We start from the raw sequence: 11,704 nt of genomic DNA, 5'->3' as shown, positions 1-11,704 counted from the left end.
TGATTACGATCAATAAAGCGAGCCGTCCATCCGCATGAAAGCATCCCCGAACGGAGCGCCATCCGCTCCGCAGCCTCCCCATTCCTCTTCCAGCCCCAAGCGTTTGCTGTTCAAGATCGTCGCCGGCCTGTTCGGCCTGGCCGTCTGCGGCGTGCTGGTGGTCGTGTTCGCGCTGGCGATGGCCTATCCCGGCCTGCCCGCCCTCGACACCCTGACCGACTACCGCCCCAAGATGCCCTTGCGGATCTTCACGGCCGATAACGTCCTGATCGGCGAGTTCGGCGAGGAGCGCCGCACGCTGGTGCACTTCAAGGACATTCCCGACGTGATGAAGAAGGCCGTCCTCGCGATCGAGGACGACCGCTTCTACGAACACGGCGGCGTCGACTACTGGGGCATCCTGCGCGCCGCGCTGCACAACGCCACCGGCGGCGCGCGCCAGGGCGCCTCGACCATCACCCAGCAGGTCGCGCGCAACTTCTTCCTGTCCAGCGAACAGACCATCAAGCGCAAGGTCTATGAGGCGCTGCTGGCCTACAAGATCGAGAAGAACCTCAGCAAGGACCAGATCCTCGAGGTCTACATGAACCAGATCTACCTGGGCCAGCGCGCTTTCGGCTTCTCGTCGGCGGCCCAGATCTACTTCGGCAAGGACCTGAAGAACATCACGATCGCCGAAGCGGCGATGCTGGCCGGCCTGCCGAAGGCGCCGTCGGCCTACAACCCCGTGGTCAACCCGAAGCGCGCGCGCCTGCGCCAGCAGTACATCCTGCAGCGCATGCACACGCTCGGCTACATCAACGACGCCCAGTACGCCCAGGCCAAGGACGAGGAACTCAAGATCAAGACCGACAGCACGGCCTTCGGCGTGCACGCCGAATACGTGGCCGAGATGGCGCGCCAGCTGGTCTACGAACAGTTCAAGGAAGACACCTACACGCGCGGCCTGAACGTGTTCACCACCATCACCAAGGCCGACCAGGATGCCGCCTACCTGGCACTGCGCCGCGGCGTGATGGAGTACGAGCGGCGCCACGTCTACCGCGGCCCGGAAAAATACATCGAGGTGCCGAAATCGAAATCCGACGCCGACGAGGCCGTCGAGGCCGAGCTGGCCGAGCACCCGGATTCCGACGACATCGTGGCCGCCATCGTGATGCAGGCCTCGCCCACGCTCGTCACGGCCGTGCTGGCATCGGGCGAGGAGATCAAGATCACGGGACCGGGCCTGACGTTCGCGCGCGAGTGGCTCTCGCCCAAGGCCGCCGAGACCCGGCGCCTGCGCCGCGGCGCCGTCATCCGCGTGAGCCAGGACGGCGGCTCGTCGTGGAGCATCACCCAGCTGCCGGACGTGGAGTCGGCCTTCGTGGCGGTGGACCCGAACGACGGCAAGATCCGCGCCCTGGTCGGCGGCTTCGACTTCAACCGCAACAAGTTCAACCACGTGACGCAGGCCTGGCGCCAGCCCGGCTCCTCGTTCAAGCCCTTCATCTATTCGGCGGCGCTGGAACGCGGCTTCTCGCCGGCCACCCTGATCAACGACGCGCCGATTTCGTTCGCGGCCGGCACGACGGGCGGCCAGGCCTGGGAGCCGAAGAACTACGACGCCAAGTACGAGGGCCCGATGACGATGCGGCGCGGCCTGACCAAGTCGAAGAACATGATCTCGATCCGCATCCTCAACAAGATCGGCGCCCGCTACGGCCAGGAATACGCGACCCGCTTCGGCTTCGACGCCGAGCGCAACCCGCCCTACCTGACGCTGGCGCTGGGCGCCGGCTCGACCAATCCGCTGCAGATGGCCGGCGCCTATTCCGTGTTCGCCAACGGCGGCTACCGCATCAGCCCCTACATCATCTCGAAGGTGACGGATGCGGACGGCAAGGTGCTGTCGGAAGCGCGTCCGGAACGCGCCGGCGTCGAGGCCAACCGCGTGATCGACGCGCGCAACGCCTGGCTGATGGACAGCATGCTGCGCGACGTGGCCCGCTACGGCACCGCCGCCAAGGCCCAGCAGACCCTGAAGCGTCCCGACATCGGCGGCAAGACCGGCACCACCAACGACTCGATCGACGCCTGGTTCGCCGGCTACCAGCCGAACCTGGTCGGCATCGCCTGGATGGGCTACGACCAGCCGCGCAACCTGGGCAACCGCGAAACGGGCGGCGGCCTGGCGCTGCCGATCTGGGTCGGCTTCATGCAGAAGGCGCTCAAGACGGAACCGGTGGTCGAGCGCGAAGTGCCGCCGGGCCTGGTGCTGTACGGCGACGAGTACTACTATGCGGAGAATCCGCCGGGCACCGGGGTGCAATCGCTCGACGTCGGCCCCCTGCCCGAGCAGAAGACGCGCGACGCGGTGCGCAACGAGTTGTTCTGATCCTGCGTGCAATGGTGGGCATGTGATGCCCACCCTACGCCAACGTACATTGTAGGGTGGGCGCGGCCGGCGTAGGCATCACATGCCCACCATGCAGACCGGTCAGCCCAGCTTGATGGGCACGCCCGCCTGCTGCGTCGCGTACGCGGACAGCGACGCGAAGAACTCGCTGTCGTCGCGGGTATTGCGCCATTCGTCGCCCACGCGCTTGTAGTGGAAGCCTCCGGCGCGCGCCGCGACCCACATTTCCTGCAGCGGCGCCTGGCTGTTGACGATGATCTTGGAACCATTGTCGACGAACTCGATCTCCAGCACGTTACCGTTGCGCTTGCATTCGACGTCGACGACGTCCTGCTCGAACAGCTGGTCGAACGCGCCTTCGATCTGGTCCAGGGTGGACTCGGCGAGGTCCAGGAATTCGGTTTCGGTCATGCTACACTCCAAGGTCTGATATCAAACCGTGATTCTAATCGTGAAGTCTCCATTTGCGCTCCCCGCCGGCCTGGCGCTGCTGCTGACGCTGTCCGCCTGCGGCCAGACCGGCCCGCTCTACATGCCGAACGCGCCCGCCGCCCGCGGCCACCGCGGCGGCCACGGCGCGGTGCCGACCCCGAACCAGGCGGCGCAGGCCACCCAGGCCACGCAAGCGGCCCCCAACGCCATCGGCACGGCCACCACGCCGCCGGCGCCGGCCGCCGGCACCGTGGGCCCGTCGGCCCCATCGAACGCCAACGATACCCAAGCCACCCAATCGCCGACCACCCCGGCCACCCAACAGTAAACATGTCGCACTTCGCCCTCAAGAACGGTGTCCTGCACGCCGAAAGCGTTTCCCTGTCCGCCATCGCCGAGCAGTTCGGCACCCCGACCTACGTGTACTCGAAGGCCCAGCTGCTGGACAACTTCGGCGCCTATGCGCGACCGGCCGCCGGCCGCGACGCGCTGGTCTGCTATGCGATGAAGGCCAATTCGAACCTGGCCATCCTCGACATCCTGGCGCGCCAGGGCGCCGGCTTCGACATCGTCTCGGGCGGCGAACTGCTGCGCGTGATCGCCGCCGGCGGCGATCCGGGCAAGGTGATCTTCTCGGGCGTGGGCAAGACCATGGCCGAGATCGGCCTGGCGCTGGAAAAAGGCATCCTGTGCTTCAACGTCGAGTCGATCCCGGAACTGCACCGCATCAACGAGGTCGCCGCGCGCATGGGCAAGCGCGCCCCCGTGTCGCTGCGCGTGAACCCGAACGTCGACGCCAAGACCCACCCCTACATCGCCACCGGCCTGAAGGCCAGCAAGTTCGGCGTGGCGTTCTCGGACGCGCTCGCGACCTACCGCACCGCCGCGTCGCTGCCGCACCTGGAAGTGGTCGGCATCGACTGCCACATCGGCTCGCAGCTGCTGGACGACGCGCCGCTGCTGGAGGCGCTGGACAAGTTGATCGAACTGATCGACACGCTGGCGGCGGAAGGCATCCACCTGCACCACCTGGACGTGGGCGGCGGCCTGGGCATCGACTACGGCACCGGCGACAAGCCGCCGGTCCCCGTCAGCGACTACGTCGAGCGCGTGTTCGCCCGCATCGACGCCTGGCGCGCCCAGAAATACGACGGCAAGCCCATCAAGGTGATCTTCGAGCCGGGCCGCTCCATCGTCGGCAACACGGGCGTGCTCCTGATGACCGTGGAATTCGTCAAGCCGGGCGAGGAAAAGAACTTCTGCGTGATCGACGCCGCCATGAACGACATGGCCCGTCCGACCCTGTACCAGGCCTGGATGGACGTCAAGCCGGTCAAGCCGCGCGACGGCGAGGCCGTCACCTACGACCTGGTCGGCCCCGTGTGCGAGTCGGGCGACTGGCTGGCGCGCGACCGCGCGCTGGTGGTCGAGCCGGGCGACGTGCTGGCCATGATGGCGGCCGGCGCCTACGGCTTCACCATGTCCTCGAACTACAACACCCGCGGCCGCGCCGCCGAGGTGCTGGTCGACGGCGAGCAGGTGCACCTGGTGCGCCGGCGCGAGGATCCGTCGGAATTGTTCGCGCTCGAGACGGTCGTCCGATAAAAACACGCGCAGTCTCAAACAGCGTCGTCCCCGTGCAGGCGGGGACCCACTTTGCCAGCGCTAACGCAGCGCATGAGAATTGGGTCCCTGCCTGCGCAGGGACGACGTCGTTTTACGTACGCATGCGTGCGTACTTTGCTAGTCCCGCCCCCGCGACCGGTCGTCCGGCCACGCCAGCGCCGCGCACGCCGCCGTCTGCTCGCCCCAGCGCGCTTGCAGGTTCAGGCAACGGTCCACCGCCACGCCGTAGCGCGTGCGCGAGACCCCGAGCACCATCAGGAGCACCAGGGCCAGCAGGAGGACGATCGCACCGAACCGTTTCATGTCATGAGCGTACCGATCCCGCCGAGGCGGCGCTGCGCGTGCGGTTCCAGCTCCACCAGGCCCGCAGGCCCAGCAGCAGCGCCACGACGGCGCCCCAGACGATGGGTTGTTCGAAGTTGTGCTTGCCCGCCTTGATCCACCAGTAGTGCAGGATCGCCAGCGGCGCGATCAGGTAGATCAGCCGGTGCAGCTGGGTCCAGCGCCGGCCCAGCCGGCGGATCATGGCCTGGGTACTGGTCGCCGCCAGCGGCACCAGCAGCAGGAAGGCGATGAAGCCGACCGTGATGAACGGCCGCTTGAGCACGTCCTTCCACATCGCCGCGACGTCGAAGCCGTGGTCGAACCAGAGGAAGGTCAGGAAGTGCACGCTGGCATAGAAGAACACGTACAGGCCCAGCATGCGGCGCAGGCGCACCAGCCAGTTCCAGCCCGTCAGGCGGCGCAGCGGCGTGACGGCCAGCGTGGCGCACAGCAGGTACAGGGCCCAGTCGCCGGTGCCGAAGGTCAGGAAGGCGACCGGGTCCACCGGCACGCCGTTCGCCACCAGCCAGGCCATGCGCAGGAAAGGCAGCAGCGCCAGCACGAACACGACGCCCTTGACGGCGCTCAGCTGCTTCGGTGTCGGGTTGAATGCCATCGCCGTGCCCTCGTCAGAAGAACTTCTTGAGGTCCATGCCGGTGTACAGCGACGCGACGTCGTTGTAGCCGTTGAACATCAGCGTCTTGCGCTTGAGCGTGAACAGGCCGCCTTCGCCGATGCGCCGCTCCGTTGCCTGTGACCAGCGCGGATGGTCGACGTTCGGGTTCACGTTCGAATAAAAACCGTATTCTTCCGGCGCCAGCAGGTTCCACGAGGTCTTCGGCTGCTCGCGCAGGAAGCGGATGCGCACGATCGACTTGGCCGACTTGAAACCGTATTTCCAGGGCACGATCACGCGCACGGGGGCGCCGCTCTGGTTCGCCAGCACCTGGCCGTACATGCCCACCGTCAAGAGCGCCAGCGGATGCATGGCTTCGTCCATGCGCAAGCCTTCCGAATACGGCCAGTCGATCACGCGGCCGCGCACGCCGGGCATCTGGGCACGGTCGGCCAGCGAGATGAACTGGACATACTTCGCGTTGCCGGTCGGCTCGACCTGCTTGATCAGGTTCGACAGCGAATAGCCGATCCACGGGATCACCATCGACCAGCCCTCGACGCAGCGCAGGCGGTAGATGCGTTCCTCGAGCGGGGCCAGCTTGACCAGGCGGTCGATGTCGAGCGTCACCGGCTTCTTGACCTCGCCGTCGATCTGCACCGTCCACGGCCGCGTGCGCAGCGTGTGGGCATTCTCGGCCGGGTCGGACTTGTCGGTGCCGAACTCGTAGAAGTTGTTGTAGTGGGTCGCGTCCTGGAACGAGGTCTGGTTCTCGGTCGTCGACAGGGCCGCATTGCGGGCGGCGGCCAGCTTCTGGGCCGGGGCGCCCTGGGCCAGCGCCTCGCGCTGCAGCATTTCCCACAGCGACGTGCCGGCTACGGCGGTGGCCGCGGCGCGGGCCAGGAAGGCGCGGCGGCCTTCGACCACCTCGCGCGGCGTGATTTCGGATGGGAACGGCAGGTCGATGCCGTTCGGGTTTCGCTTGATCAACATGGCAGCTCCGGTTGGACTAGGCGCCTACCCCGGTAGGCGCTCGGACGCATCGTCGTCCGTTGTTTCAACCTTACACTATCCACCGATACTAGGCCGGACACGTGCGCTTTCGTTACACCATGTAATCCGGCCGTCATCTTGGTCGGCTTACAGCTTGCCGTAGGAATGCAGGCCGGACAGGAACATGTTCACGCCCAGGAAGGCGAAGGTCGTGACCAGCAGGCCCACCAGCGCCCACCAGGCCGCCGCGCGCCCGCGCAGGCCGGACATCAGGCGCATGTGCAGCCAGGCCGCGTAGTTCAGCCAGACGATCAGCGCCCAGGTTTCCTTCGGGTCCCAGGACCAGTAGCCGCCCCAGGCCTCGGCCGCCCACAGCGCGCCCAGGATGGTGGCCACGGTGAAGAAGGCGAAACCGACGGAGATGGCCTTGTACATCACGTCGTCCAGCACTTCGAGCGACGGCAGGCGGTCGACCAGGTAGCCGTGCGACTTCAGCAGGTAGGCGGAACCGACCATGGCGGCCAGCGCGAAGGTGCCGTAGCCGATGAAGTTGGCGGGCACGTGGATCTTCATCCACCAGCTCTGCAGCGCCGGCACCAGCGGCTGGATCTCGGCGGCGTCGCGCGCCACCGTGTACCACAGCAGGAAGCCGACGGCGGCCGAGATCACCAGCAGCACGAAGGGGCCCAGCTGGCGGGTGGCGTAGCGCTGCTCGTAGTACAGGTAGAACAGCGCCGTGATCATCGAGAACAGGATGAACACTTCGTACAGGTTCGAAACGGGGATGTGGCCGACGTCGGGGCCGACCAGGTAGGACTCGTACCAGCGCACCATCATGCCCGTGAAGCCCAGCACCACGGCGGCCCAGCACAGCTTGGAGCCGACGCTGCCGCCGAACGGCGAGCGGGCGGCCAGGCCGATCCAGTAGAACACCGTGGAGAACACGAACAGCGCGCTCATCCACAGGATCGCGGACTGGCTCGACAGCGCGTACTTGAGGAAGAATTTCTGGTTCGCCGCATCGAGCGAGCCGCCGTACAGCGAGATGCCCCACAGCGACAGCGCCGCGATCAGCGGGATCAGCCAGCGCACGGGCTTCCAGGTCCAACCCAGTACGGCGAAGGTGGGCGCGGCCAGCAGCAGGATCGCCTCCTCGTAGACGTCCATGTGGGCGCCGTAGCGGTTGAACGCGAACAGCGCCGCGGCCATCAGCGCGGCGCCGTAGAGCCAGTCGACGACCGTCAGGCGCTTGAAGAAGCCGGGCGGGCGGGTGTAGCGGACCTGGTCGGCCTGCGTTTGCGCGTTTCCTTGCGCTTGCGATACTTGCGAAATATCCATCGTGTTCTCCTTGCGTGGCCGGCAGCTCAGGCCGATTGCGGCAGCTTGGTTTTCAACTCGTCGAACTCGCGCTCGAAATCGAGCGTCTTGCGCTGGGTGCTCATGGCCATCAGCGCATGGGCGCCCTTCCCTTCAGGTTCGTTCTTCACCCACACCCAGATGCGGCGCTCGCGGATGTAGAACATGGCAAAGATACCCAGTACCAGCAGCACGCAGCCCAGGTAGACCACCTTCTTGCCCGGCGAACGCGTGGCCTGCAGCACCGACGCCTTCACTTCCGTGAAATCGTCCAGCGCCAGGTAGACCGGGGCGCCGTAGAAGAAGCTGTCCGACAGCGCATTGGTGGCCAGTTGCAGGAAGCGGCCATGGGCTTCGGTCGGCTCGGCGGCCGGCTCGCCCGCTTGCGCGCGCGCGGCCTGCCACAGCTCCCACATGGCGCCGTTGAGCATCTTCATGAACACATTCGCGGCCTTTTCCTGCTCCGCCTGCGGGATCCGCTCCAGGAAGCGCGACACGGCGACGTAGCCGCCATTGTCGCCGCTGCCGGCAAAGATCGCCAGCGTCTTCGCGCTCGATTCGCGCAGCTGGGCGGCCAGGGCGGCATCCTGCTGGCCCGGCGGCAGCGCGCGTTCGGCGTAGCGGCGCGCCGCTTGCTCGCGCAGGGCCGGATCGGCCAGCGCCGCGCGCAGGCGCATCCATTCGCCCACGCCATGCTTGTCGTCGGCGGGAATGCGCAGGAAGCTGAACGGCGCCGACGGGTCGGTGCGCACGCCGGCCAGGTAGACCTGGGCGCCTTCGAGCTCCACCGGCTGCATGTAGTTCAGGAATTCGCGCGCCTGGCCGCTCTTGTCGCGCAGCTTGTACTGCACGCTGGGGCCGACGTTCTTGAGGTCCTTGTTGTTGGCGTTCTTGGCCGCCGAACCGGAATGCTGGGACAGGGTCGCGGACAGTTCCTCGTTGAGGGATTTGCCTTTCTTGACCGCGTTGACGTCCTCGCCGGCCTTGACGTTCTCCACGTTGAACGGGCGGAAGCCGCTCCATTCGATCGCGTAGACATCCTTGCCGTGCTTGTATTCGCTGGCGCCGCCCACTTCGCCCGCCACCGGGAACGAGCGGTCGACGTTGCCCGTCATCGGCCAGCCGGTCAGCTTGAGCTTGCTGCCGCCATCCTCGAAGCTGGACTGGTACAGGGCCACGCCGCGGTAGATCAGCGGCTGGTTGACCTTGATGGTGCCGTCGAAGGTCTTGCCCGTCTCGTGGTCGCGGATCGTCACCTCGCTGGCGAACAGCTTGGGCATGCCGGTCGAGTAGAAATCGATGATGAATTTCTTCAGGTGGATCGTGAACGGCAGTTCCTGCACGAACACGCCGTCATTCTGCGCCAGGATGGCGGTGGCGCTGCTCTGCCCTTCCGGGATCATCGTGTTGCCGCGGAACGAGGGATTGCCCACGCCCAGGCGGTTCTTCGCGGGGATGTTTTCGGGGAAGGCGCCCATGAGGGGGGTCTTGCCCATGAACCATTGCTGGAAGCGGATGGTCAGGTCGGAATCGAGCAGGCCGCCCAGCAGGATCACGATGATGGCCGTGTGCGCGAAGATGTAGCCGAACTTGTTGCCGGCGCCCTTCTTGGCCGCGACCAGCACGCCGCCCGTCTTGTCGACCAGTTTCACCTTGTAGCCGGCGTTTTCCAGGCGCTGCGCGGTCTGGGTGGCGAGCGGCACGGCGCCCATGTCCGCCGTCCATTCGCTGCGGTGGTGGAAGTTGCGCAGCGATTCCTCGCGCACGCTCTCGCGCCAGCTGCGCATGTCGCGCAGCATCTTGGGCGCATTGCGGGCGATGCACAGCGAGGTCGAGACGATCAGGATCGCCAGGCTCAGCAGGAACCACCAGGTCGAGTACACGGTGTACAGGCCCAGCTTGTCGAAGATCTCGAACCAGAACGGACCGAACTGGTTGATGTAGTTCGGCGTCGGCTGGTTCTGCTGCATGACCGTGCCGATGATGGCGGCGATCGCGATGATCATCAGGAGGCTGATCGCGAAGCGCATCGACGATACCAGCTCGACCGCCTCGGCAAGACCGTTGCGGCGTGTTTTCAGTTCAATTCCCGTGGTACTCATCGGCCCCTACCTTCGTTCGCATCAGAAACAACGTGCGGGAGCATACCAACAAAAAGGGCAGCCTGCTTGCGCCGCTGCCCCGTGATTACAATTCTTATGAGAAATTATTTTAATCCGGCAATGTAGTCGGAAACGGCTTTCATTTCCTCGTCCGACATGCGCTTGGCCAGCGTCGCCATTTGCGGGCTGTTGTTGCGGCCGCCACCCTTGAATGCCTGCAATTGGGCCAGGGTATAGTCCTGGTGCTGGCCGGCCAGGCGCGGATACTGGGCCGGGATGCCGTTGCCGGCGGCGCCGTGGCAGCTGGCGCAGGCGGCCACGCCGCGGTCGGCGATGCCGCCGCGGTAGATCTTGCGGCCCAGCTCGACGGTATCCTTGTTCTTGGCCGCACCCTGCTTCGGCTGCTGGGTGGCGAGCCAGGCGGCGATGTTCTGCTTCTCTTCCTCGCTGAGCATCTTGGCGTACATGGTCATCACGGGCTGCTGGCGGTTCGGCGTGGTGAAGTCGACCAGCTGCTTGTGCAGGTAGGCTTGCGACTGCCCGGACAGCTTGGGATTGGCGACGATCGTCGAGTTGCCGCCCGCGCCATGGCAGGACACGCAGGCCGGCAGGCCGCGGGCATTGTCGCCGCTATCGTAGAGGGAGCCGCCCTTGGCCGGATCGACCTTGGGGACGGGATTGGCCGCCGGTGCCGCGTCGGCAGCAAGCGCGCCCACGCACGGCAGCGCCAGGATGGCAAGCAGGAGGGATTTGGTCATCGCCGCGCCCGCGGCCGGTAAGAACACACGATTCATTCAACGCACCCCGAAAAAGTCGACGTTCATTCGCAGTATCAGTGCTGCTCCAGTGCCACATGTCCGGCCTTCGAGAAGGGCCCTTCGAAAAACCTACTGCGCGTTGCACTGGCGGTCTGCGATGCTCGCTGTACTCACGTACAGCTGCGCTTCTCGACCACCATTGCCGCCGCTCGCGACGGTTTTTCGAGGTCCCCCGTACGAGCGCAATCCAGATTGCTCGGCGACGGCAGGTAACTCCCTATTGTACAATAGCTTGCTTTCCGGACCGCTTCTTTTGTTGTCTTTTTCGCTTCACTTCCCATTCACCGTCCCTCGTCCATGTCCAAACTCTGGCAAGCCCGCTTCTTTACGACCGTCAACCAACTGCGCGATTTGCCGCGCACGCAGGTGCCGGAAATCGCCTTCGCCGGCCGGTCCAATGCGGGCAAATCGACGGCGATCAACATCCTGACGAACCAGAAGGGCCTCGCTTTCGCCTCCAAGACGCCGGGCCGCACGCAGCACATCAACTTCTTCTCGATTGGCGGCGCCCACGTGGCCATGCACCGCAAGGACCCGACCAAGGTCGAGGAAATCCAGGCGCTGCTGGTCGACCTGCCGGGCTACGGCTATGCGGAAGTGTCGGGCGACGCCAAGCTGCACTGGCAAAAGCTGCTGGGCGACTACGTCCAGCGCCGCGACCAGCTGGCCGCCCTCGTCCTGATCATGGATTCGCGCCGCCCGTTCACGGAGCTGGACATCCAGATGCTGGAGTGGTTCGCCCCGACCGGCAAGCCGATCCACTGCATCCTGACCAAGGTCGACAAGCTGAACCGCAACGAATCGACGAATGCGCTGCGCCAGGCCCAGCAGGTGCTGGACAGCTACGTCGACGAGGACGGCAACGGCTTCCCCTTCACGGTCCAGCTGTTCTCGGCCCTGAAGCGGGTGGGCATCGAAGAAGCGGACGCCAAGATCATCGAACTGCTCGGCCTCGATGGAGACGATGCCGCGCAGTCTGACACCCAGGCCGACGGACCGGACGGCGACAGCCCGGCCGCGGCCAACGACTGAGGATTG

General features: G+C 65.8%; 11 protein-coding genes. 4 read left to right on the top strand and 7 right to left on the bottom strand.

Going from position 1 to position 11,704, the window contains the following annotated elements; all coding sequences use genetic code 11:
* The first annotated feature begins 34 nt into the window (after positions 1-34).
* Positions 35-2,377, top strand: a complete 2,343-nt coding sequence (locus tag ACI1V7_RS18180) for a penicillin-binding protein 1A (protein WP_404533175.1) — start codon at positions 35-37, stop codon at positions 2,375-2,377.
* A gap of 102 nt (positions 2,378-2,479) precedes the next feature.
* On the opposite strand, the gene cyaY is transcribed toward ACI1V7_RS18180, so the two are convergent.
* Positions 2,480-2,809 (bottom strand): iron donor protein CyaY, encoded by a 330-nt coding sequence (gene cyaY / locus ACI1V7_RS18175; protein ID WP_290414952.1) that lies wholly within the window; start codon positions 2,807-2,809, stop codon positions 2,480-2,482.
* A gap of 40 nt (positions 2,810-2,849) precedes the next feature.
* Between cyaY and lptM the strand changes: the two genes are divergently transcribed.
* Both lptM and lysA read left to right on the top strand, forming a co-directional pair.
* A complete protein-coding gene (gene lptM / locus ACI1V7_RS18170) occupies positions 2,850-3,158 on the top strand; it encodes an LPS translocon maturation chaperone LptM (RefSeq protein ID WP_404533174.1) in 309 nt (102 codons plus the stop codon).
* A 2-nt stretch (positions 3,159-3,160) separates the two neighbouring features.
* Positions 3,161-4,435, top strand: a complete 1,275-nt coding sequence (gene lysA, locus ACI1V7_RS18165; RefSeq protein ID WP_404533173.1) for a diaminopimelate decarboxylase — start codon at positions 3,161-3,163, stop codon at positions 4,433-4,435.
* A 138-nt stretch (positions 4,436-4,573) separates the two neighbouring features.
* On the opposite strand, the gene ACI1V7_RS18160 is transcribed toward lysA, so the two are convergent.
* The 6 genes from ACI1V7_RS18160 to ACI1V7_RS18135 form a co-directional block, all read right to left on the bottom strand.
* Positions 4,574-4,759: a hypothetical protein gene (locus ACI1V7_RS18160; RefSeq protein ID WP_290414955.1), complete on the bottom strand. Its 186-nt coding sequence runs from the start codon at positions 4,757-4,759 to the stop codon at positions 4,574-4,576.
* 1 nt (position 4,760) lies between these two features.
* Complete coding sequence (msrQ, locus tag ACI1V7_RS18155) at positions 4,761-5,396, bottom strand: protein-methionine-sulfoxide reductase heme-binding subunit MsrQ (RefSeq protein WP_404533172.1); 636 nt, start codon at positions 5,394-5,396, stop codon at positions 4,761-4,763.
* 13 nt (positions 5,397-5,409) lie between these two features.
* Positions 5,410-6,390: a protein-methionine-sulfoxide reductase catalytic subunit MsrP gene (gene msrP, locus ACI1V7_RS18150; protein ID WP_404533171.1), complete on the bottom strand. Its 981-nt coding sequence runs from the start codon at positions 6,388-6,390 to the stop codon at positions 5,410-5,412.
* A gap of 147 nt (positions 6,391-6,537) precedes the next feature.
* Entirely contained in the window at positions 6,538-7,728 is a 1,191-nt protein-coding gene (gene ccsB / locus ACI1V7_RS18145) for a c-type cytochrome biogenesis protein CcsB (RefSeq protein ID WP_404533170.1), read from the bottom strand.
* Between the two features lie 26 nt (positions 7,729-7,754).
* Positions 7,755-9,848 carry a cytochrome c biogenesis protein ResB gene (locus ACI1V7_RS18140; protein ID WP_404533169.1) on the bottom strand — a complete coding sequence of 698 codons (2,094 nt, stop codon included), beginning with the start codon at positions 9,846-9,848 and terminating at the stop codon, positions 7,755-7,757.
* A gap of 104 nt (positions 9,849-9,952) precedes the next feature.
* On the bottom strand, positions 9,953-10,642 hold the full coding sequence (locus ACI1V7_RS18135; protein ID WP_404533168.1) for a c-type cytochrome: 690 nt from the start codon (positions 10,640-10,642) through the stop codon (positions 9,953-9,955).
* Between the two features lie 321 nt (positions 10,643-10,963).
* On the opposite strand from ACI1V7_RS18135, the gene yihA reads away from it, so the two are divergent.
* Positions 10,964-11,698, top strand: a complete 735-nt coding sequence (gene yihA, locus ACI1V7_RS18130; protein WP_404533167.1) for a ribosome biogenesis GTP-binding protein YihA/YsxC — start codon at positions 10,964-10,966, stop codon at positions 11,696-11,698.
* The last annotated feature ends 6 nt before the right edge of the window (positions 11,699-11,704 follow it).

Origin of the sequence: Massilia paldalensis (genome assembly GCF_044901715.1) — a bacterium.
GTDB lineage: Bacteria > Pseudomonadota > Gammaproteobacteria > Burkholderiales > Burkholderiaceae_D > Telluria > Telluria paldalensis.
Note: the sequence above shows the minus strand (reverse complement) of the source record. Positions and strands in the feature narration are given on the sequence as shown.